This window comes from Actinoplanes sp. NPDC049548 (genome assembly GCF_040676695.1).
Lineage (GTDB): Bacteria > Actinomycetota > Actinomycetes > Mycobacteriales > Micromonosporaceae > Actinoplanes.
In genome coordinates, this window is the sequence record NZ_JBFAPM010000012.1 from 16,562 (window position 1) to 38,710 (window position 22,149).

At 70.9% G+C, this 22,149-nt stretch carries 17 protein-coding genes; 11 read left to right on the forward strand and 6 right to left on the reverse strand.

Annotated elements, in window-relative coordinates:
* Together AB0J80_RS23105 and AB0J80_RS23110 are read left to right on the forward strand one after the other, a co-directional pair.
* Positions 1 to 1,431 carry a CCA tRNA nucleotidyltransferase gene (locus AB0J80_RS23105; RefSeq protein ID WP_364708269.1) on the forward strand — a complete coding sequence of 477 codons (1,431 nt, stop codon included), beginning with the start codon at positions 1 to 3 and terminating at the stop codon, positions 1,429 to 1,431.
* Between the two features lie 41 nt (positions 1,432 to 1,472).
* On the forward strand, positions 1,473 to 1,931 hold the full coding sequence (locus AB0J80_RS23110; RefSeq protein WP_364708776.1) for a methylated-DNA--[protein]-cysteine S-methyltransferase: 459 nt from the start codon (positions 1,473 to 1,475) through the stop codon (positions 1,929 to 1,931).
* A gap of 4 nt (positions 1,932 to 1,935) precedes the next feature.
* Here the strand turns inward: AB0J80_RS23110 and AB0J80_RS23115 are convergent, their stop codons facing one another.
* The 3 genes from AB0J80_RS23115 to AB0J80_RS23125 form a co-directional block, all read right to left on the reverse strand.
* Positions 1,936 to 2,295 (reverse strand): hypothetical protein, encoded by a 360-nt coding sequence (locus AB0J80_RS23115; RefSeq protein ID WP_364708272.1) that lies wholly within the window; start codon positions 2,293 to 2,295, stop codon positions 1,936 to 1,938.
* 279 nt (positions 2,296 to 2,574) lie between these two features.
* On the reverse strand, positions 2,575 to 3,654 hold the full coding sequence (locus tag AB0J80_RS23120; RefSeq protein ID WP_364708779.1) for an inositol-3-phosphate synthase: 1,080 nt from the start codon (positions 3,652 to 3,654) through the stop codon (positions 2,575 to 2,577).
* Positions 3,655 to 3,674: 20 nt separating this feature from the next.
* A complete protein-coding gene (locus AB0J80_RS23125) occupies positions 3,675 to 4,283 on the reverse strand; it encodes a PadR family transcriptional regulator (protein ID WP_364708275.1) in 609 nt (202 codons plus the stop codon).
* Positions 4,284 to 4,496: 213 nt separating this feature from the next.
* Here AB0J80_RS23125 and AB0J80_RS23130 point away from each other — a divergent pair, with 213 nt between their 5' ends.
* The 3 genes from AB0J80_RS23130 to AB0J80_RS23140 all read left to right on the forward strand — a co-directional run bounded on the left by AB0J80_RS23130 (position 4,497) and on the right by AB0J80_RS23140 (position 9,572).
* Positions 4,497 to 4,964: a DUF5318 domain-containing protein gene (locus AB0J80_RS23130; protein ID WP_364708278.1), complete on the forward strand. Its 468-nt coding sequence runs from the start codon at positions 4,497 to 4,499 to the stop codon at positions 4,962 to 4,964.
* Between the two features lie 189 nt (positions 4,965 to 5,153).
* Positions 5,154 to 7,922, forward strand: a complete 2,769-nt coding sequence (locus tag AB0J80_RS23135; protein ID WP_364708281.1) for a transglycosylase domain-containing protein — start codon at positions 5,154 to 5,156, stop codon at positions 7,920 to 7,922.
* Between the two features lie 126 nt (positions 7,923 to 8,048).
* Positions 8,049 to 9,572, forward strand: coding sequence for a glycosyltransferase 87 family protein (locus AB0J80_RS23140; protein ID WP_364708283.1), 1,524 nt, complete (start codon positions 8,049 to 8,051; stop codon positions 9,570 to 9,572).
* An 18-nt stretch (positions 9,573 to 9,590) separates the two neighbouring features.
* Here the strand turns inward: AB0J80_RS23140 and AB0J80_RS23145 are convergent, their stop codons facing one another.
* Together AB0J80_RS23145 and AB0J80_RS23150 are read right to left on the reverse strand one after the other, a co-directional pair.
* Positions 9,591 to 11,684, reverse strand: coding sequence for a hypothetical protein (locus AB0J80_RS23145; protein WP_364708286.1), 2,094 nt, complete (start codon positions 11,682 to 11,684; stop codon positions 9,591 to 9,593).
* Between the two features lie 247 nt (positions 11,685 to 11,931).
* Positions 11,932 to 12,708 (reverse strand): deoxyribonuclease IV, encoded by a 777-nt coding sequence (locus AB0J80_RS23150; protein ID WP_364708287.1) that lies wholly within the window; start codon positions 12,706 to 12,708, stop codon positions 11,932 to 11,934.
* Positions 12,709 to 12,833: 125 nt separating this feature from the next.
* On the opposite strand from AB0J80_RS23150, the gene AB0J80_RS23155 reads away from it, so the two are divergent.
* From AB0J80_RS23155 to rplI, 5 genes are all read left to right on the forward strand, one after another.
* A complete protein-coding gene (locus AB0J80_RS23155; RefSeq protein WP_364708289.1) occupies positions 12,834 to 13,799 on the forward strand; it encodes a hypothetical protein in 966 nt (321 codons plus the stop codon).
* Positions 13,800 to 14,088: 289 nt separating this feature from the next.
* Positions 14,089 to 14,379 (forward strand): 30S ribosomal protein S6, encoded by a 291-nt coding sequence (rpsF, locus tag AB0J80_RS23160; protein ID WP_067509699.1) that lies wholly within the window; start codon positions 14,089 to 14,091, stop codon positions 14,377 to 14,379.
* 67 nt (positions 14,380 to 14,446) lie between these two features.
* Positions 14,447 to 14,995 carry a single-stranded DNA-binding protein gene (locus tag AB0J80_RS23165; RefSeq protein WP_364708292.1) on the forward strand — a complete coding sequence of 183 codons (549 nt, stop codon included), beginning with the start codon at positions 14,447 to 14,449 and terminating at the stop codon, positions 14,993 to 14,995.
* 39 nt (positions 14,996 to 15,034) lie between these two features.
* On the forward strand, positions 15,035 to 15,274 hold the full coding sequence (gene rpsR, locus AB0J80_RS23170; protein WP_007073789.1) for a 30S ribosomal protein S18: 240 nt from the start codon (positions 15,035 to 15,037) through the stop codon (positions 15,272 to 15,274).
* 14 nt (positions 15,275 to 15,288) lie between these two features.
* On the forward strand, positions 15,289 to 15,738 hold the full coding sequence (gene rplI / locus AB0J80_RS23175; protein ID WP_364708294.1) for a 50S ribosomal protein L9: 450 nt from the start codon (positions 15,289 to 15,291) through the stop codon (positions 15,736 to 15,738).
* A gap of 114 nt (positions 15,739 to 15,852) precedes the next feature.
* On the opposite strand, the gene AB0J80_RS23180 is transcribed toward rplI, so the two are convergent.
* Positions 15,853 to 20,247: a hypothetical protein gene (locus AB0J80_RS23180; protein ID WP_364708297.1), complete on the reverse strand. Its 4,395-nt coding sequence runs from the start codon at positions 20,245 to 20,247 to the stop codon at positions 15,853 to 15,855.
* A gap of 437 nt (positions 20,248 to 20,684) precedes the next feature.
* Here AB0J80_RS23180 and dnaB point away from each other — a divergent pair, with 437 nt between their 5' ends.
* On the forward strand, positions 20,685 to 22,124 hold the full coding sequence (gene dnaB, locus AB0J80_RS23185) for a replicative DNA helicase (protein WP_364708300.1): 1,440 nt from the start codon (positions 20,685 to 20,687) through the stop codon (positions 22,122 to 22,124).
* Positions 22,125 to 22,149: the final 25 nt, after the last annotated feature.

The following is a 22,149-nucleotide window of genomic DNA, read 5'->3' on the forward strand; positions in this document are numbered from 1 at the left end:
ATGTCTGTGTTGAATACGGCCCAGCGCAACGCCGTCCAGGAGCTGCTGCGGGTCTCCCCCGTCGCCGACGAGCTGGGGCGCCGCTTCGGTGCCGCCGGCCATGAGCTGCACCTGGTGGGCGGCTCGGTGCGCGACGCGCTGCTCGGCCGCCTCGGCGACGACCTCGACTTCTGCACCGACGCCCGGCCCGAGCAGACCCTCGACGTGGTCAAGGGCTGGGCGGACGCGATCTGGGAGACCGGGCGCGAGTTCGGCACGATCGGCATCCAGAAGAACGGCCTGCGGCTGGAGATCACCACGTTCCGCGCCGAGGCGTACGACGGGGTCACGCGCAACCCCGTCGTGGAGTACGGCGACAACCTCCTCGACGACCTGCGCCGCCGCGACTTCACGATCAACGCGATGGCGGTCAGCCTGCCCGGCCACGTCTTCACCGACCCGTACGGCGGGCTCGAGGACCTGGCCGCCGGCCTGATCAAGACGCCGTCGCGGCCCGAGGAGTCGTTCGGCGATGATCCACTTCGGATGCTGCGCGCCGCCCGGTTCGCGGCGAAGCTGAAGTTCACTGTGGACCCCGCCGTGCTGTCCGCGATGCGCGCCATGGCCGCCGACCTCGACCGGATCACCGCCGAGCGGATCCGCGACGAGTTCACCAAGCTGCTGTGCGGCCAGGACCCCGTCGGCGGCCTGCGCCTGCTCGTCGACACCGGTCTCGCCGACCGCTTCATCCCGGAGATCTCCGGGCTCAAGCTGGAGATCGACGAGCACGCCCAGCACAAGGACGTCTACGAGCACACGCTGATCGTCGTCTCCAACGCCGTCCGCCTCGAGGGCGACGCGGGCCCGGACTTCGTCCTGCGCATGGCGGCGTTGATGCACGACATCGGCAAGCCGGCCACGAAGGCGGTCGGCCGCGACGGACGGGTCAGCTTCCACCACCACGAGGTGGTCGGCGCCCGCCTCACCAAGCAGCGCATGAAGGCGATGAAGTACCCCAAGGACATCACGTCCGCGGTGGTCGAGCTGGTCGCGCTGCACCTGCGCTTCTACGGGTACGGCCGGGGCGAGTGGACCGACTCGGCCGTCCGCCGCTACGTCACCGACGCCGGCGAGCTCCTCCCCCGCCTGCACAAGCTGACCCGCTCGGATTGCACGACGCGGAACAGGCGCAAGGCCGCGGCGCTGGCCGCCGACTACGACGCGCTCGAGGAGCGGATCGCCCGCATCCAGGCCGAGGAGGACCTGGCGCGGGTCCGGCCCGACCTCGACGGTAACGCGATCATGGAGCTGCTCGGCGTGCCGCCGGGGCCGATCGTGGGCCAGGCGTGGCGCCACCTCAAGGAGCTGCGGCTCGATCGCGGGCCGCTGGACCGGGACGAGGCGGAGGCGGAGCTGCTTCGCTGGGCACGCGAGCACGGCCACATCTCGTAGTTGTCATACCCCGGGAGCACAATCGGCTCGTGCGGCTCCTCATGGATTCCCCCATCGGCCCGCTCGGCGTGGAGCTCGACGCCGGCACGGTCATCGGCGTCCGCTTCGGCGCCTCCTCGGCGTGGGCAGGTGACGCCGGTGCGGGTCATCGCGTGCTCGAAGACCTCGCCGGCTATTTCGCCGGGACGTTGACGGACTTCCGCGTGCCGTTCGAGCTGCGTGGTGGTTCGGAGTTCGAGCGGGCGGTGTGGGGGCAGATCGCTGCTATTCCGTACGGTGAAATGCGCACCTATGGCGCGATTGCCACCGCCTTGGGGGATCCTGGAGCGGCCCGGGCCGTCGGCACAGCGTGCAACCGCAACCCGGTGCCGGTGATCGTGCCGTGCCACCGCGTGGTCGGCGCCGGCGGCAAGCTGGTCGGGTTCGGCGGCGGGCTGCCCCGCAAGCGGCAGTTGCTCGAGCTGGAGGCCCGTGTGGCGCTGGAGAGGGCCTGGGGCTGAACCCTCAGCCCGGGCAGGAGCCGTCGGCGTTCCGAGGCCCGAGCTCGAAGGACGGCCCGGTGTCGGGGAGCGTGCCGTAAAGACAGGCCGCACCGACCATGCCGGTGAAGGAGAAGTCCGTGCTGACGGCGGCTTTGAGGCCCTCGCGGGCGAGATGGTCCCGGAGCCGCTGTGGGGTGATGTTGCCGCTCATGGCGAGGAGGGTGAGCTCCGGGCGCAGCAGTCGCACACAAGCCTCAGCGGCCGGCAGAGCCCGGGCCGGAACCGGCGCGCGTTGGGGCGTCGGCGGGTTCCCCGCCTTGAGGGTGAGTTCGGCGCGCTTCTGCGCCTCGCTGAGCGGCCCCGTCGGCTGCGGCCGACTCACTGGTTGATCGCCGCAGTGCCGGACCTCCGTGCTTGGTGCGACGGCCACCCTCGAGGGGCGGCCCACCCCAGCGGAAGGGTTGACTGCTGCGGCGCTCCGGTACACCGTCACGGTGCTTGGCGGCGTACCCGTCGGTGTGTTGCCCGGCTGGGCACATGCCGCCGCCGATGCGACCAGGCCCAGCGCGAGGAGCGTTCCCGGAAATCGGGTCATGTCGCGCAGGATATCGACAAACGGCGAAGGCCGGACCGACGCGCGGTCCGGCCTTCGCGGGACAGCTCAGCGCTCGACGTCGCCCTTGATGAACGCCTCGACGGCGGCGTGCGCGTCGTGGTCGTTGTACTGCACCGGCGGGCTCTTCATGAAGTAGGAGCTGGCCGACAGGATCGGGCCACCGACGCCGCGGTCCTTGGCGATCTTCGCGGCGCGGACCGCGTCGATGATCACGCCCGCGGAGTTCGGCGAGTCCCAGACCTCGAGCTTCAGCTCGGCGTTCAGCGGGGTGTCGCCGAAGCTGCGGCCCTCGAGGCGGATGTACGCCCACTTGCGGTCGTCGAGCCACGGCACGTGGTCCGACGGGCCGATGTGCACGTCGCTCTTGACCATCTCGTGGGGGATCTGGCTGGTCACCGACTGGGTCTTCGAGATCTTCTTGGAGACCAGGCGGTTGCGCTCCAGCATGTTCATGAAGTCCATGTTGCCGCCGAAGTTGAGCTGGTACGTGCGCAGCAGCTCGACACCGCGGTCCTCGAACAGCTTCGCGAGCGCGCGGTGCACGATCGTCGCGCCGACCTGGCTCTTGATGTCGTCACCGACGATGGGCAGGCCGGCGTCCTCGAACTTCTTCGCCCAGACCGGGTCGGAAGCGATGAAGACGGGCAGGGCGTTGACGAAGGCGCAGCCGGCGTCGATCGCGGCCTGGGCGTAGAACTTGTCGGCCTCCTCGGAGCCCACCGGCAGGTAGGACACCACGACGTCGACCTCGGCGTCCTTGAGCGCCTGCACGACGTCGACCGGCTCGGCCGAGGACTCCTCGATGATCTCCCGGTAGTACGTGCCGAGGCCGTCGAACGTCGGTCCACGCTGGACGGTGACGCCGGTCGGCGGCACGTCGGTGAGCGTGATCGTGTTGTTCTCGCTGGCGACGATCGCCTCGGCCAGGTCCATGCCGACCTTCTTGGCGTCCACATCGAACGCCGCGACGAACTTCACGTCGGAGACGTGGTAGTCGCCGAAGGTCACGTGCATGAGACCCGGAACGCGGTCGTTGGGGTCGGCGTTGCGGTAGTACTCCACACCCTGCACGAGGGATGAGGCGCAGTTACCCACACCGACGATGGCGACGCGGACGGAGCCCATCGCGTTTGCCTCCTTGTTCATCACGGCCGGTCCTGGTGCGGAGCCGGGTCTTCGGGGGGTGCCACCGCCGGATCGGCGGCGGATGAGGGGGTACGGCCGGAGCGCTCGTTGGTGATGAGCTCCTCGAGCCAGCGGACCTCGCGCTCGCAGGCGTCCAGTCCGTGTCGCTGCAGTTCGAGCGTGTACGCGTCCAGCCGGTCCCCGGCGCGCGACAGCATGTCCCGCAGGCCCTCCCGGCGTTCCTCGATCCGACGCCGGCGGCCCTCGAGGATGCGCAGCCGGGTCGCCCGATCGGTGCGGGAGAAGAAGGTGAAGTGCACGCCGAAGCCCGCGTCGTCGTACGTCTCCGGGCCGGCCTGGGCGAGCAGGTCGGCGAACCGTTCCTTGCCCTCGGCAGTGATCTTGTAGACAATCCGGCCCCGTTTGCTCGTCATCGGCGGCACGATGTCGGTCTCGGTGGCCTGTTCGCTGATCCAGCCGGCGGCGTGCAGCCGCTTGAGCGTCGGGTAGAGGGTGCCGTAGCTGATGGCCGCGCGGATGGTCCCCAGCTTGGTGGCGAGCTCTTTGCGCAGCTCGTAGCCGTGCATCGGGGCTTCCTGAAGGAGGCCGAGGATCGCCAGTTCCAGCATCGAGGGCCACCTCCTTCGCCGCGATGTATCGGCCCGATACATCGTCACCGTAGATCGGCGCCTGTTCGAGCGCAAGGCGGTGTGATGGTGCTTGCCCTCCGATGCCCGCCTCGCGGCCTTCTTCCTGGTGCGGTCGTGTGAGCACAGGAGTCGCCACGCCACGCTGCGTGATGGCGGTCGCCGTTCCGGTGCCGACCGCGTACTCTCTTCGCCATGCGCACGCAGCGGCAGGTCGTCGACTACTCGCTTCAGAAGCGAGCGCTGCTGCGTGACCTGCACAACGGCAAGGTCGGGACGTTCGAGGTCTGCGATGCCTCGCCGTACCTGAAAAACGCAGCTCGGTTCCATGGCGAGCCGACCGACGAACGATGCCCGGTCTGCCGCCGCGACAATCTCACCCTGGTGCACTACATCTACGGCGACGAGCTCAAGCAGTCCGCCGGGCAGGCCCGCAAGCTCGCGGAGCTCCCGGTGCTGGCGATGACCCTGCGTGAGTTCCAGGTCTTCGTGGTCGAGGTGTGCCAGACCTGCGCGTGGAACCATCTGATCGAGCAGTTCCTGCTCGGCAGGGACGCGCTCGTCGACGAACAGCCAAGGGGCGCGGCGGCTGCCGCCTCGTCCGCCTCGGGCCGCCACCGCGAGACAGGGCCGTCGTCACATCGCCGGGAGGGCAGACAGTGATCGCCCTCAACGTCGCTAACGTGGACGCGACCCCGACCGATACGGGCATCCAGCGCCGCAATCGGTCATTCTTGACATCCGACAGGGCGGCTGCGGGGATGCAGCCCAGAATGTCCGCTCGTGGCAGTGTCGGCCGGAGCCCCTCCAGGGCTCCCCGCGCACGCCACCGCGACCGGTAGGTGTAACCGAATGAACTCGTACGGCGATCCGCAGTCTGCACGCGCCCGGGCCCGAGTGCCCGGGCCGTCCGCTGCTTCCACGCCTGACGACGACCCGTCCGGCTACGACGAACGCCCCGCGCCCGACGCGTACCGGCGCCCGGCCGGCGGCCGCGCCTCCGTCAGCGGTTCCGCGCCGCGTGGTGCCGCGTCCGTCGGCTCCGCGTCCGTCGGCGGCCGTGCCTCCGTGGGAGCCGGCCGGGCGTCGGTGGGTGCCGGCACCGGATCGGTGGGCTCCGCCCGGGTGGGCGGCCGTGCCGCGGCTCCGGTTGCCGCCGCCCCGGGGCGGGCTTCCGTCGCCCGCGCCGCGGTGCGGCCCGTGTCGCCCGCCGTGGGTGCCGGGCCGGGCCTGGACGGGCCCGACGGTCACGGCCGCCGGGGCGACGCCCAGAAGATCCTGACCAAGGCCGCCAAGCGGCGCCGCCGGACCAACATCCTGACCGCCGCGGCCGCCGTGGTGGTCATCCTGCTCGGCGTCGGCGTCGTCGGAGGCACCTATATCTGGGACGACGTCGATCTGCCGGCGCAGAAGGAAGAAGCGCAGACCAACGTCATCCTCAACGCCAAGGGCGAGATCCTCGCGAAGCTGGGCGACCAGAACCGGACCATCGTGCCGGAACCGAAGATCAACAAGGTCGTCGAGCACGCCGTCGCCGCCGCCGAGGACAAGAACTTCTACCGGCACAACGGCATCGACATGAAGGGCATCGTCCGCGCCGCCTGGAACAACTTCACCGGTGGCGACACCCAAGGCGCCTCGACGATCACCCAGCAGTACGCCCGGCACGCCGCGGATCTCAAGGAGATCAGCTACAACCGCAAGCTCCGTGAGGCCGTCATCGCCCGCAAGCTCGAGGGCAAGTACAAAAAAGACGAGATCATGGGCATGTACCTGAACTACATCTACCTCGGTAGGGGCAGGTACGGCATCGAGTCGGCGGCGCAGGGCTACTTCGGCAAGTCGGTGCTGACACCCCCCGACGACCCGAAGGCCATCACGCCGTACGAGGCGGCGGTCCTGGCCTCGATCATCAAGCAGCCGGAAGCCACGGCGACGCACAAGGGCTACGACCCGGCCGTCAACCCCGAGGCGGCGAAGGACCGCTGGGAGTACACGCTCAAGAACATGCTCGAGGAGAAATGGATCACCCCCGAGCAGTACGCGGCGCGTAAGTACCCCAAGGTCAAGGGACCCGCGAAGAACGACTGCAAGACCTGCGCGGCCGACAAGCCGGTCGGCATGATCATGCGGCACGTCAACGCCGAGCTGCGGGACATGGGCATCACTGAGGCTGAGTTCCAGCGCGGTGGCATGACCGTCACCACGACGATCGACCCTGTGGTGCAGAAGGCGGCCGAGGACGCCGGGTCGCGTAAGAGCAAAGAGTCGCCGATGCACGACAAGCCGAAGTCGTACCAGGCGGCGGTGATCGGCATCGACCCGACCACCGGGCGGGTGCTCGGCTACTACGGCGGCGACGACCCGAACGGCACGGACTACGGCAGCTACATGAACGGTGAGGGCACCGGCTTCAGCGGACGCGGTCAGTCGGACGGATCGACCAACAAGATCTACACGCTGGCCGCCGCCCTCCGCGAGAACATCTCGTTCGACACGATCTGGGACAGCACGGCGCGGCGCACCAACGGCAAGAAGATCAACAATGCCGGTGCCGATCCCGGCACCATCTGTGGCGGCAAGATCAGGAACTGTGATCTCGAGACCGCCACGATCAAGTCGTACAACTTCCCCTTCTACCACATCGCGAACGGCATCGGCCGTGACAAGGTCATCGAGGCCATGCGCGACGCCGGCATCCGGCACCTGTGGCCGGACGACGGCCCGGTGGTCGACCTCGAACACAGCGAGAAGCGGACCTGGGAGAAGAACTTCGACAACGAGGTCGCCTTCGGTCAGTACCACGTCGTCCCGCTCGAGCACGCCGAGGGCGTGGCCACCATCGTCAACCAGGGCGTCCGCAACAAGGTGCACTTCATCAAGAGCGTCACCTCCGTGGACCCGGACACCGGCAAGAAGAAGACCGAGAAGCAGGAGAAGCTCCTTCCGAAGCGGGTCTTCGACAAGGCCCAGATGTCGGACCTCTCGGGCGTCATGGCGAAGATTCCGGCCCACGCCGGGAACACCCTGCGCAACGGCCGGCCGGCGATCGCGAAGTCCGGCACCTGGGAGTTCGACGACGGCAAGGACGGGCACGTCGGCAGCGGTGACACCTGGTTCGTGGGCGGCATCCCGCAACTCGCCGCCACGGTCTGGGTCGGCGGCGCCGGCAACAAGGTCGAGCTCAAGGACGACGGCGGCGACATGTTCGGCTCCGGCACGCCCGCGGCGATCTGGGAGCAGTTCATCAACACCGTGACCAAGGAGCTCGACTGGAAGCAGGAACCCTTCCCCGAGCGCCAGCACACCGGCGACCCCAACAGCCGGTTCGCGAACGGCGTGGCCCCGCCCCCGCCGCCGGTCGTGGAGCAGCCGGACCAGAACCCGACCTGCCAGTTCCTGCCGCAGCTGTGCCAGAACAACGGTGGCAACAACAACGGCAACAACAACGGGAACAACGGCGGTAACAACGGCGGCGGCAACGGCGACAACAACGGCGGCGGCGACAACACCCAGGACCAGGGCGGTAACGTCACCTTCCCGGGAGTGCCCGGTACAGGCAATGACACCGGTACCGGGGGTGGCCAGACCGACGGTGAGAACACCGAGGACGGTGGCTGACCACCGCACGACCTGAGAGAAGAGCCCGTTGCCTCCGGCGACGGGCTCTTCCCGTACCCGGGTTGACGCGCGCCGCGGCGGAGCTGGAAGGCGGCGGACGGGTGGGATGCGGCATGATGCGAAGTCATGAGCGCGCCTTCGCCGGACACCGACCGGACCGACCTGCCCGCCGAGTCCGACGGGTTCGTCCGCGGCCTCTCCGAGGCGATCGGCGGCCCGGTCGGCGAGCACGCCGTCCGGCCGACGGAACGCCACAACCGGTTCTGGACGGCGCAGCGCATCATCCTCGCGCTCGTCTGCCTGACGCTGGCGTTCAGCTGGGTGCAGAAGTCGCCCTGCCAGGACGGCGACTGGCAGAAGAACATCCAGTACACGCGCTTCTGCTACACCGACGTGCTGGCGCTCTACTACGCCGAGGGCCTCAACGAGGGCAAGGTTCCCTACCGGGACCACCCCGTCGAATACCCGGTCGTCACCGGTTACTTCATGGGCGCGCTCGGGCTGCCGGTGCACGCCCTCGGCGAGAAGTACCCGGAGATCAACCAGGGCAAGTGGTTCTACAACGCCAACGCGCTCGTCCTGTCGATCCTGGCCGTCGCATCGGCGGCGGTCATTCTCGCCCTGCGGCGCCGCCGCCCGTGGGACGCCGCCATCTTCGCGCTCTCACCGATCCTGCTGGTCACCGCCACGGTCAACTGGGACTTCCTGGCCATCGCGCTGGCCATGGGGGGCCTCTACGCCTGGGCCCGGCGCCATCCGCTGACCGCCGGCCTCCTGCTGGGCCTCGGCGGCGCGGCCAAGCTATGGCCCCTGTTCATCCTCGGACCGCTGTTCGTCCTGGCCCTGCGCTCACGACGCATCGTGCCATTCCTGATCGCCTTCGGTGGCGCGGCCATGGCCTGGCTGGCGACCAACATCCCCATCGCGGCCCTCTACCCGACGAGCTGGAACCGCTTCTTCGAGCTCAACGACACCCGCCCGATCGACTGGGGCACCCTGTGGTACATCGGCCGCTTCCTCGACGGCAAGTGGAACAGCGGGACCGCCGGCGACCAGGGCCCGTTCCAATGGCTCAGCGACAACGTGGGCACGCTCAACATCGTCACGTACGCCCTGACCATCGTCGCCTGCGCCGCCATCGGCCTGCTGTGCCTGCTGGCGCCCCGCCGCCCCCGCCTCGCCCAGCTGGCCTTCCTCGTGGTCGCGGCCTTCCTCCTCTTCAGCAAGGTCTGGTCCCAGCAGTACGTCCTCTGGCTCCTCCCTCTCATCGTCCTGGCCCGCCCGCGCTGGGGCGCGATCATCGCCTGGACGGTCGCGGAGATCGGCTACTTCGCGGCCTTCTACGCGGAGCTGCTGGGAGCGGGCGGCAAGCCGGTCATCCCGGAGGGCACGTTCGTCCTCGCCTCCGGGCTGCGGCTGGTCACGGTGGCGGTGCTGTGCGGTCTGGTGGTCCGGGAGATCTGGCGACCGGAGCTGGACGTCGTCCGCCGTACCTATCCCGACGACCCGGACGGTGGGGTCGTGAACGATGCTCCGGATGCCGAGTGGGTGACGGGGCTGCGGCGGCTGTTCCACGTGGAGGCCGGGCCGAAGAAGAACGCGGAGAACCCGCCGCCTGCACCGGTGGAGGCGGCCGCCGGCGGAAGCTGACTCGCCGCGCGAGCGTGGTCAGCTGAGCCGGAAGAGGACCGAGTTGTCGTCGAGGTCCTCGCGGGTGATGCCGAACGCGTCGACCGGCAGATCCCCCGCGCGTTCCCACGGCGTACCGGCGGCCTGCGCTCTCAGCAGCAGCACCGTGCCGATGCCCAGCGTCCGCAGATACTGCACGCTTGTCGCGTCGGGGAAGGTCGCCGCCGAGCGGCGCAGCTCCGCCTGGCGGCGCGGCGCGAATCCACCGCTGCCGTTGGCCAGGTCCTGGAAGCGGGTGGTCGACCAGAGCATCACGGTCTGGTCGGTCAGCTCGGCGGTGGGCAGCACCAGCATCGGGCCGGTCACCGTACGCATCGCCGCGGGCTGGGCCGGAACCACGGGGTGGGCGGTCGCGTTCCAGGTCTCGCCGAGGATCAGCAGCAACGGTACGAACGTGGTCAGGCGCAGCCACGGCCCCGGCCACGACGGTATCCGCGACGCGGCCAGGTGCTCGGCGCGCCGGACGAACTCGGCCACCGCCCCCGCGGCCAGGATGGCCAGGAACAGCGTCACCCACAGCATGAGCCGCCCCGGGATGCGTACGCCGAAGGAGCCGGGCAGGTGCCCGAAGAGCGGCAGATAGGTCCAGCGTCCGTCGAGGACGGTCGTGCCGAGCGTGAAGACGGCGCTGACCAGCACGGCGATGAGCAGCATGAGCCGGTGCCACATGCGCCAGACGGAGAAGACCAGCCCGACGAGCGCCAGTGCGTACAGGACGAAGCCGGGAAGCAAGGTCATCTCCGCCGGCCACGCCAGGGACGCGCGCGCCACGGCGTGGGGCGCACCCCAGATGCGCGACTCGGCGGGCCCGATGAGCAGGCTGCGCACCGGCGGGGAGAAGAAGGCGATCTCCGTACCCGCGGGCCCGGTGTCCCCCACCCGCAGATACGGCACCGCGATGAGCGCGCCGACGCCCGCGACGATCAACACCCCGAGCAGGTCCGTGACGAGCAACCGCCACCCCAGCACGGGACCCGGCGACCGCCGCCGAAGCTTCCGCACCAGCACCGTCGACCCGACGACCACGATGAGCGCGCCCAGCACGTACGCGAAAGGCAACCCGAGTGAGAACCCCAGACTGATCTGCCACGCGACGACGACCCACCCGCCCGCGGCCCACCCCGCATGCCGGCGGCCGGGGCGGAACCCGTACCGAAGCGACCAGCCGTGTCCCCGCGCCAGCATGGCCAGAGCCAGCGGGATCCCCCCGGCCGAGATGATGTCGAGGTGCCCCTCCTGAGCGAGCCGCCACGGCGCGTACGCGAAAGCAACAGCCCCGACCACCGCCCCGGTCCGGCCGGCACCGAGCTGGCGCACCAGGGCATACCCCCCGACGGCCAGCAGGGCGTGAGCCAGCACGAACAAGACGTTGTACCGGAGCACGGCTGCCAGCGGTCCGCTACCGACCATCCCGGCGGGCGCGTACCCGAGCAGGCTGCTCCCGAAGGCGAAGCTGTAACGCTCCGGGTAGAAGGCGTTCGCCTGCCACAACTTGGCGGGCTCGGTGATCAGCACGTGGCCGGCCCAGGAGACCTGCCACGCCTGCCGTGCGGGATCCCAGATGTCCTGCGGAAAAGTGTGCAGCGGGTAGCGCAGGGCGGGCCAGGTCAGCGCCACGGCGAGCAGGAGTGAGCCGTAGACGACCAGGGCGTACTCGTGGATGAGGCCGCGGCCGGTCGCCCGCAGGATCCGGCGGACGCGCCCGGGCTGACGCTCGGAGGTCTGGGCGAAGGCGGTCCAGGGGTCGGGTGGGGCGCCGGGCGGCCGGGTGGTGGGCAGCGCAGCCTTCCGGCGCCGGAACCCGCCCGGCTTGGAGCCCGCGGCCGCCTTGGTGTCGGCGGCCTCGGCGTTTGAGGCAGTCTTCGTGTCGGTGTCCGTGGCGTTTGAGGCAGCCTCAGCGTTCGCCGCGTCGGGGGTGTGAACCTTGTCGGCGTCAGCGCTGCCGGTCTTGGTGGCCTCCGTGGCGCGCTTCTTGGAAGCGCCCGCCGCGTCGACCGTCTCAGCTGGCGCACTGTCCCTTGTGGCCTCGGCCTCCGCGGCAACAGATGCGTCGCCGGCCGGCCGCGGAGGCACCGCGGGCCGGAGGCTCGGTGCGGCACCCGCAGCCTTCCCGCCACGCCCCCTGCGCAGCCCAGCCCAGCGCCGAAGCCTGGGCCGATCGCCAGCCGCCTCCCCGACCCCAGCCTGCGCCTTCTCGTCCCCGGCCGCAGCGCCCTGGACCTCGGCCGGCTTTGCCTCCTCGCCGGCCCCGGCAGCACCCCCGAGGGCGCCGACCCGCGGTTGCTCGGTCGTCATCCCGCTCCCTAGTGCCGCCGCCGGTTCAGCTGCCTGCCCGCTCCCGCAACAGAGCGATGTCCGCCGCCTGGCCGTCCACTCCGCCGGGCGTCTCCACGATGGCCGGGGCTCCGGCCGCCCGGATGGCCGCCACGACCAGGTCCGGGTCGATCTTGCCATTGCCGAGGTTGTCGTGCCGGTCGCGACCCGAGTCGAAGGCGTCCTTGGAGTCGTTGGCGTGGATCAGGTCGATGCGGCCGGTGATGGCCTTGACCCTGTCCACGATGTTCAGGAGCTCCTCTCCGCCCGCGTGGGCGTGGCATGTGTCGAGGCAGAAGCCCGCGCCGAACTCGCCGATCGCGTCCCAGAGGCGGGCGAGGTTGTCGAAGCGCCGGGCCATCGCGTTGTCGCCGCCCGCGGTGTTCTCGATGAGGACCGGGAGAGGGAGGCCGCCTTCCTTCTCCGCGTAGGCGAAGGTTTTGCGCCAGTTGTCGAATCCGACCGCGACGTCGTCGCCGGCGTTGACGTGGCCGCCGTGGACGATCAGGGCCCGGGCGCCGATCGCGGCGGCCGCGCGGGCGTGTGTGAGCAGGAGTTTGCGGCTCGGGATGCGGATGCGGTTGTTCAATGTGGCCACATTGATCACGTAGGGCGCGTGCACGTAGATGTCCACGTCGGACGCTCGCAGCGCGTCCGCGTCCTCCCGTGCGGCGGGTGATTTCCAGCCCTGCGGATCGGCCAGGAAGAACTGGACCGCGTCGGCGCCGCGGGCGGCGGCTGCCTCGAGGGGATCGGCGGGGTCGACATGGGCTCCGATGCGCATGAACCGAGCCTACGACGCGGGTACGACGCTTACCCCTTGTCGCGAAGCGGCCACCGAGCGCGTCACCGCCCCGAACAAGGTGTCGTTAATCGAGGGTATTGCACCGAGACCGGGGAGATGGTGGCATGTCACGGCAAGTCCGACACCGTGTGACGGCGATCGTGCTGGGCGGGTTCCTGCTGGGCGCGGCGGTCGTCACGACGGGTACGGCGAACGCCGAGCAGCTCGACGAGGCCGGCCGCCAAGTCGTCTTCGCGGGCGGCGGAATGCTGGGCCTGTCCTGCCGGTCCACCCCGTCGGTCGGCTCGATGACCGTTCCGGCGGAGAGCACCGTACGCGTCGTGAACCGAACGGGTCACGGCGCCAAGCTGCTGCTCAACGGTGCCTCGAAGGGCTCGATCCCGGACGACGGCGCGACGGAGGTGGTGTTCCGGCGGGGTACGACGGCCGTCACCCTCGACCCGACCTGCGCGGTGACCGACCAGGCGACGCCGGTGCTGGTGACGGCCACGCCGTCGGCCACCGCGATGCCCGGTCCGATCCCGTCCCCCACCGGTGGCGCCCCCGACGGAAACACGTCGGGATCCTCTCAGCCGGGCACTTCGCCCACGTCGCAGCCGGACTCGGGGCCGCCCGCCAGCACGCAGCGTCCGCCGGCTTCGGATGCCGGCGATCCGGTGACCTCGCCGCCGGGATCACGGCCGCGGGTGACCACCGGCCATGCCGCGGTCGGGGGTGCCGGGTCCATGCCGCAGGGCGGCACGACGTCGCGCATCAGGACGAAGGTCATGAGGGGTACGGCGGGCGCCGGCGTACCCACGTTCTCGGGGATGCCTCCGGGCACCGACCAGACGCTGGTCGACGGCGTACCGTCGGTGGATCTGACCACCACCGAGGCCATGCCGGCGCAGGAAGGCGGGCCTGTCTCGGAGATGGCGGCCGCGGAGCCGGTCGCTGCCATGCGGCCGATGCCGGAGTCCCGCCCGATCGGGCTGCTCGCGATCGTGGCCGGGGTGTGCGTGCTCGGCGTCGCAGCCGGGGCAATTCGGGCAATCGTGTCGCAACGTGCATCTCGGGCAACTGTCGCGTAGACTATCCGCCAGAAGCTCCGCGGGGCGGCCGTTCCAACCTCATCGGTGTGGTCGTTCCTCCCCAGGTCCCACCCAGCGAATGCGGACCGGGCGCCCCGCGGCTTTCCTCGAGAGAGCCCCGTCCACCGACGGGGCTCTCTTTTTTACAAGCCCAGCTCGTCGCGGGTATGCTGGCTCGGTTCGCAGCTTCGCCGTGGGACAACCGCCCACGGTTTCTTTCTGCGACAGACACAAGACCTCCTGCCACGGAGAGACCGTGGCCGCTCAGCCCACAGGAGGTGAGAACGTCTTGCGTCATTACGAACTCATGGTGATCCTCGACCCTTCGCTCGAGGAGCGCACCGTCGCCCCGTCGCTCGACCAGTACCTGAACGTGATCAGGACTGCGGGTGGCTCGGTCGAGAAGCTCGACGTCTGGGGCCGTCGCCGGCTCTCGTTCGAGATCAACAAGAAGTCCGAGGGCATCTACGCCGTCGTGGACCTGCAGGCGACGCCCGAGGCCGTGGCGGAGCTGGACCGTCAGCTGCGGCTGAACGAGTCCATCCTGCGTACCAAGGTCATCCGGCCGGAGACCCGCTGACCCTCGTTTTTGTCGTAGGGCTCTGAGAGCCTGTGCGCGAACGAGAGAAAGCGGCGAGGAGAAGATCATGGCAGGAGAAACCACCATCACGGTCGTCGGTAACCTGACCGACGACCCTGAGCTGCGCTTCACCCCTTCGGGTGCGGCGGTCGCCAAGTTCCGCATCGCTTCGACGCCGCGGACCCTGGATCGGCAGTCGGGCGAGTGGAAAGACGGCGAGCCACTCTTCCTCGCATGCAACATCTGGCGTGACGCCGCCGAGCACGTCGCCGAGTCGCTGCAGCGTGGCGCTCGGGTGATCGTGCAGGGCCGGCTGCGCCAGCGGTCTTACGAGACCCGCGAGGGCGAGAAGCGCACCGTCTACGAGCTCGAGGTCGACGAGATCGGCCCGTCCCTGCGCTACGCCACGGCGAAGGTGCAGAAGATGAACAGGTCCGGTGGCGGCGGAGGCGGCTTCGGCGGCGGTGGTGGCGGCCGGCAGTCCGGTGGCGGCGGCGGTGGAGGCGGCAACAACTCCTCCTTCGACGACCCCTGGGCGACGGCGGCCCCGGCTTCTGGCGGCAACCGCTCCGGCGGCGGCAGCAGCTCCTCTTTCGACGACGAGCCACCCTTCTAAGCCCTCACCCGGGCTTTCTTGAGTTCAGGAGTTAGAGCAATGGCGAAGGCTGCGGCACTGCGCAAGCCGAAGAAGAAGGTGAACCCGCTCGACAAGGACGGGATCACCTACATCGACTACAAGGACACCGCCCTGCTGCGGAAGTTCATCTCCGACCGCGGCAAGATCCGTGCCCGCCGCGTCACCGGGGTGACCTCCCAGCAGCAGCGGCAGATCGCCCGCGCGGTCAAGAACGCCCGCGAGATGGCGCTCCTGCCGTACACGGCCACGGCGCGCTGAGGGGAGGCACCAAGATGAAGATCATCCTCACCCAGGAGGTGTCGGGCCTCGGCACCCCCGGCGACATCGTCGAGGTCAAGAACGGCTACGGCCGTAACTACCTGCTCCCGCAGGGCTTCGCGATCCAGTGGACCAAGGGCGCCGAGAAGCAGGTCACGGTCATCAGGCGGGCCCGCGACGCCCGCGAGATCCGCGACCTCGGCCAGGCCAACGAGGTCAAGGGCCAGATCGAGGGCCTCAAGGTCACCCTGACGGCCCGCTCCGGCAACGGCGGCCGCCTGTTCGGCTCGATCACCCCGGCCGAGATCGTCGACGCGGTCAAGGCCGCCGGCGGTCCGTCCCTCGACCGCCGCCGCCTCGAGCTCCCGGGTCACATCAAGACCACGGGCTCGTACCCGGTCAAGGTCAAGCTCCACCCCGAGGTGACCGCGACGTTCCCGGTGAACGTCGTCGCCGCCAAGTAATCCCGCTCCAGGAGAAGCGCGTCACCCTTGTGGGTGGCGCGCTTCTTCCATGTACGGCCGCACACGCAAGCCTTCCGCACAGTGGCCGGCGCCCTTAGGGGCGGGTTTTGCTCCTCAGCTGAGCGATTGGCCGGTGATGGCCGAGGTGAGCACCGTGGCGAGACCGCCGCCCATCACCGCCGCCGCCAGGCCGACACTGGCCGCCTTCCAGGAGCCGCTCGCCAGGCGCAGCCCGACCGCCACCAGCATGCTGAGCACCAGCGACAGGCCGAACTGCGGTGCCGCCTTCGCCAGGGTGCTCAGCGCGTGCGCCTGCTGGGTGCCGTTCAGCACGAGCATGTACAGCACGAAGAGCACCACCGGTACGCCGTACCAGACGACGGTGTACCCCACCGCCGCCAGCGGACCGCCGGTGTCCTCCTCGAGCTCCTCCTCGGGCTCCAGCAGGTCGTTCTGCCGCGCGCCCGCCGCCGTGAACGTACTCACCGGGCGCCGCTCGTACGTGCCCGCGGACGAGGCCATGACGGCGCCCTTCGGCGGCCATTCCGTGTCCGGCGGGTCCTGCCAGCTCACACCCGTACGCTGAATGACCTCGGTGAGCCCCTCGGACGCCGAGTTGGCCGCCGGCACCTTGACCGACGCGGACGCCCCGTTCTTCGACGGCGGCCGGAACGGCACGAAGTCGCTCGTGCCGAAGCGCCGGGACTCCCCGTCGGCGAGGTCACTACCCGCCTTCAGCTCCCGCCGCCAGTCCGCGGACCCGCCCTCGCGGTACGTCGCCGCGCCGCGGGACGCCTGCTCGCGCTCGTCCTGCTGCCACGCCAGCGGCTGACGGATCTCCGTGGCGGCATCGTCCCGAGCCGCCGGCGCCCCGCCTTCCTCGGCGCGCAGCTTGCTCCGCCACGCGTCGGCACGAGCCTCGGCCTGAGCCTCGGGCCGCCAGCCACCCGGCTGGGACGAGGTCGGACGAGCAGCGCCGCCACCGGGCTGCCCCGACCACGCGGCGCCGCCGGGCTGGGCGGATGCAGGCCGGGCAGCTCCGCCGGGCTGGGCGGATGCAGGCCGGGCAGCTCCGCCGGGTTGAGCCGATGCCGGCCGTGTGGCGCCGCCGGTCGCGGCCTCCCCGGGCTGGGCCGATGCTGACCGCGCTGCTCCCCCGGGCGGGGAGGATGCCGACCGGGCTGCGCCCCCGGAGCGGACGGATCCGGGCCGGGCCGGGCCGTCGGGCTCGGACGACACCGGGCGGTCGTCATTCCACGTCCCCGGGGCTGCGGAGATCGGGCGGTCGCTGTCCCAGCTTCCTGGTGCTGCGGAGGCCGGGCGGTCGTCGTTCCAGGCGGGGACCGCGGACCCGGGACGGCTCGTCGGTCCGGCCTCCAGCTCGCGCGGCCGGCCCCGTGGAGCGTCCTCTCGACGTCGGTCGCCTGGGTTCCGGCCGTCGGCCTGGCGCCAACCGTCGTCGCCGGCGTCCTGGCGGTCCCTGCGTCGTCCTTCGCCGCGGCCCGCCTGACGGGCGCCGTCCTCACGCCAGCCGTCCTCGCGGTCCTGCGGGCGGCCGTCGCGGCGCCACGCATCGGGCTGGGGAACGGGGACCGGCCGGCTCGACACCGGGCGGGTGGGCGGTTCGGTGTCGCGGCGGTACACCTCGGGGTCGAGCGGGGCTTCCGCCCGGGCGCCGATCTGCAGCGGTCCTTCCGGAGCGCGACGGCGTCCGCCGCTGCTGCCCTCGTCCGGCGCGCCACGCCGACGCGCGGCCTCGTCCCCAGCCGGCTCGCCGCTCTCGATCGCGAGCGGGCCGCCCGGGACGTTGTCGTCCGGGCGTGCTCGCCGGCGTCGGCGTGGCCGGGGTTCGTCGCCCCGATCGTCCTCGTCGTCCTCGTCGTCGTCGACCTCGGCGCGGTGCCACTGACCGGTGTCGGCGTCGCGGAGCCAGACGTCCGACTCTGGGTCGCGGTGCCAGCTGCCGGACTCGAGCTCGCGCTGCCAGCTGGTGTCGGGCTCGCGCCTGCGGGCGTACGCGGCGGGGCCCTCGCGGCGCGGCGTACCGGGGCCGCGCTGGGCGTCCAGGCCGCGGCGTGGCTCGCGCTGCGTCTCCGGCCCGTGCGGGCGACCGGGGCGGCGTCCGCGTGTGCCCTCCGGGTCCCGCTGCCAGGAGCCGGTGTCGGCACGACCCTGGCGTGCCCCCGATTCGATCTCGCGGCCACCGTCGCGGGTCCGCCACGAGCCCGTGCCGTCCCGTGAGTCGGCATCGCGCTGCCACGAACCGGTGTCGCGCGGGTCGTCCCGCTGCCAGGACCCGGTGTCGCGTGGATCAGCGTCGCGCTGCCAGGAGCCGCTGCGGTCGCGGGCGTCCGCATCCCGCTGCCAGGAGCCGCTGCGCTCGCGAGGGTCCGCGTCGGCGGGCTGGCGTGAGCCGGTGAGCTCCTGAGGGCTGCCGTCGCGCTGCCAGGAGCCGGTGTCCGAGCGGGCGCCTCGGCCCCGCCGGCCGTCGGCGCCATCGCGGGGTCCTTGGCCGGTGTCCGGGCCACGCTGCCACGAGCCGGTGTCCGTGCGGCTCTGCCATCCGCCGGCGTCCGCGTCGCGCGGCTGCAGCGGCAGCGGGATCACGCCGGTCTCGGCGGCGCCCTGCGCCCACGGGTCCGCCGGGGGTCCCGGCTCGGGGTCGCGCTGCCAGGAGCCGGAGTCGCGCCAGCCGTCACGGGAGCCGCGCGCCTGGTCGCCGCTGCGCCAGCCGTCGGTGCTCGAGCTGCCGCCGCGCGTGTCGTCTCCGCCACGCCAGCCGTCGGTGCGGGCGCGGCCACGGGCCTCGTCACCGCTGCGCCAGCCGTCGCTGGTGGGCTCCGCGCTGCGCCAGCCGTCGCTGGTGGGTTCCGGGCCGCGCCGTCGGCTCTCCGTGGCGGGCGGGCCGCTCTGCCAGCCGTTGGTGGTCGAGCTGGTCCGCCAGCTGTCGGTGGCCGGGGACGCGTCGCGGCGCCAGCTCGGGTTGTCGGTCACCGGGTCCTGGAACGCCGGGATGCTGCCCGTGTCCGTGTGCCCGGCCCAGTTGTCGGCGTCGGAGTGGACCGTCCAGCCCGTACCTCCGCCCGTACGGGATCCGGGATCCGAAGCCCGCCGGCGGCCCGCCGAGCGCGACCCGTCGTCGAGACCGGCCTGGCCGGCGGCCGATTCCCGACGCCACTGCGCGCGGTCGTCCTCGCGGACGAGGTGACGGCCGTCGTCGAAACGGCTTCCCTGGTACGGCCCGGGCTGGGCATTTTGCCGGCTCGCCGAGCTTTCTCCCGGAGTGTCGGCGAACTGCCGCCAGCTCGGACGGCTGTCCCACGACGGGCGCGGCCGGGGCGCGTCGGCCGGCTGCTGCTGCCAGGACGGCGCGGGGGTCTCCCACGGGGGCGTCGGCGGGGCGGTCAGCGGCGCGGTGAACTGCTGCCAGCTGGGCCGTTCCTCGATGCGGTGCCAGCGCGGGGCGGCGTCCGCGGGGCGTTGCACCTCCGCCGGACGCTGACTGTCGTTCGGGGGGCCCTCAGCTCGGCGCTGCCAGGATGGGGCGGCGTCGGCGGGGCGCTGCTGCCAGGAGGCGGTGGCGTCCGCCGGGCCCTGCTGCCACGACGCCGTGCCGTCCGCTGGACGCTGCCATGAAGGAGTCGCGTCCGCGGGGCCTTGCTGCCTTGACTCCGCAGGGCCCTGCTGCCATGACGGAGCCGCCTCCGAAGAGCGCTGCCAGGACGGGCTTCCGTCGGCCGGGCGCTGCTGCCAGGACGGCGTCGCGTCGGCGGGGCGCTGCTGCCAGGACGGCGTCGAGTCGGCCGGGCGCTGTTCCCAGGACGGGGTCGCGCCGGCCGGACCCTTCTGCCAGGACGAGGTCGCGTCGCCCGGACCCTTCTGCCAGGACGGGGTCGCGTCGGCCGGTGACGGCTGCTGCCACGAGGGCGTGTCGGCTGCCGGCTGCTGCCAGGTCGAGGCGGGTGGCTGGTCGTTCGCTTCCGGGGTGGGCCAGGCGGTGCCGGAGATGGCCGGCAGCCGGGTCGGTTGCTCGGTCGCCGGGGGTACGAAGCGGTCGGCGTCGCCCGCCTGCCATGCCTCGGTCGTGGTGCGCCAGCCGTGCCGGCCCGAGGCTGAGCGCCACTCGGTGGTCTGCCGCCAGTGGGCGCTGTCCGTGGTAGCGCGCCACTCGGCGGTGGACGTACGCCATCCGACGCCGTCGGCGGGAACCGGCGGCCTGCCGGTCGCCGCGACGTCGGACCACCGGCTCACCGTGCCCGAGTTGGACTTCTCGACCGCTTGATCCTCGTTCTGCGCCCAGGCCTCGGCGCGCAGCGACCACGCGACAGCCTCGGGAATGGGCTGCATGCTGCCGGTGTCGGCGACGGATCCGGTGCCCCAGACGGCGGCCCCAGGATCCACGTTCTGGGACGAATCAGGACTTTCCGGGCCCTTCGGGGGTGACCAAGGCTCCGCACCGCTCCTTTCGCGCGGCAGGCGGGCGCCGTAGTCCCACTCCCGTTGGTCCACCTGAAAAGCGTGACGTGCGTTCCCCGGATCTGCAACGCCCTAGGGCGATGGCTTCGTCACGACCGGCACCTTTTTGTTCTCTCCACACCGTGGGGACGAAGAATTCGCAGGTCACAAAGGCGCAACGGGACGCTGCCCCCAGCGTTGTACACAGGCTGTGCACAAGGCGGCGCACAGGACGGGCCAGGTTGTCCACAGGTTGTCCCGAGACTCGTCCACCGGCCTGCTTGGGCCGATGACGTGCGGGTTCGTATGGTTACCGGCGCCGGATCACGCCCTCGGGCCGATCCGGTCCGGTGGTTCCGGCGTTTTGGGGGGTTTGGTGGTCCGGGTCACCCAGCCGGGGACGCACTCACCCGAAAGTGTCGTACCCAGGTTGTCTGATCGACCGGGGCGGGCGGCCGGCGGGCAACGCAGGCGAGAAGGGGGAGGTCGGAGTGTCGATCACCGATGACGCACGGCCGGAGTCCCGGCCGCAGTCTCCCGGCGGACGCCAGGGCGGTGGACGACCCCCGGGCGGTGGCGCCCCTTCCCCGGGCGACGGCGGCTTCGACAAGACGCCGCCCCAGGACATCGCCGCCGAACAGAGCGTGCTCGGCGGCATGCTGCTGTCCAAGGACGCCATCGCCGACGTGGTCGAGATCCTCAAGACCCACGACTTCTACCGCCCGGTGCACGCCACGATCTTCGACATCATTCTCGACCTGTACGGCCGGGGCGAACCCGCCGACGGAGTCACGGTGGCGGCGGCGCTGGCGGACTCCGGCGACCTCCAGCGCATCGGCGGCGTGCCGTATCTGCACACCCTGATCGAGAGCGTGCCCACCGCGGCCAACGCCTCGTACTACGCGCGCATCGTGTCGGAGCGCGCCGTCCTGCGCCGGCTCGTGGAGGCCGGCACCAAGATCGTGCAGCTCGGGTACGGCGCCAACGGCCACGGGGGCCGTGACGTGGACGACATCGTCGACCTGGCCCAGCAGGCGATCTATGACGTCACCGAGAACCGGGTCAGCGAGGACTTCGCCACGCTGGGCGACATGCTGCAGCCGACCCTCGACGAGATCGAGGCCGTCGGCGCGTCGGGCGGCATGATGACCGGCGTACCGACGGGCTTCGCCGACCTGGACCGGCTCCTCAACGGCCTGCACCCCGGTCAGCTCATCATCGTGGCGGGACGCCCCGGTCTCGGCAAGTCGACCGTCAGCATGGACTTCGCCCGCAATGCGGCAATCCGGTCCAACTGCGCCAGCGCCATCTTCTCCCTCGAAATGAGCAAGATCGAGATGGTCATGCGCCTGCTCTCCGCGGAAGCACGCGTACCTCTGCACTCCCTGCGCTCAGGCCAGCTCTCCGACGACGACTGGACCAAGCTCGCCCGCCGCATGGGCGAGATCAGCGAAGCACCCATCTTCGTCGACGACACCCCGAGCATGAACCTGATGGAGATCAGAGCCAAGGCCCGCCGCCTCAAACAACGCCACGACCTGAAGCTGCTGGTGATCGACTATCTCCAGCTCATGACATCGCCGAAGAAGACGGAAAGCCGCCAGCAGGAGGTCTCCGAGCTGTCCCGAGGCCTGAAGCTGCTGGCCAAGGAGATCGAATGCCCGGTGATCGCGGTCAGCCAGCTGAACCGAGGCCCCGAGCAACGCACGGACAAGCGCCCCCAGCTGTCCGACCTCCGCGAATCCGGCTCGATCGAGCAGGACGCCGACGTGGTCCTGCTCCTGCACCGCGACGACTACTACGACAAGGAATCCCCCCGAGCCGGCGAAGCAGACTTCATCGTGGCGAAGCACCGTAACGGCCCGACCGACACGGTGACGGTGGCAGCCCAGCTCCACCTGTCCCGCTTCGTCGACATGGCCATCGTCTGACGGGCGCGGCCGCCGGCAGCGACGA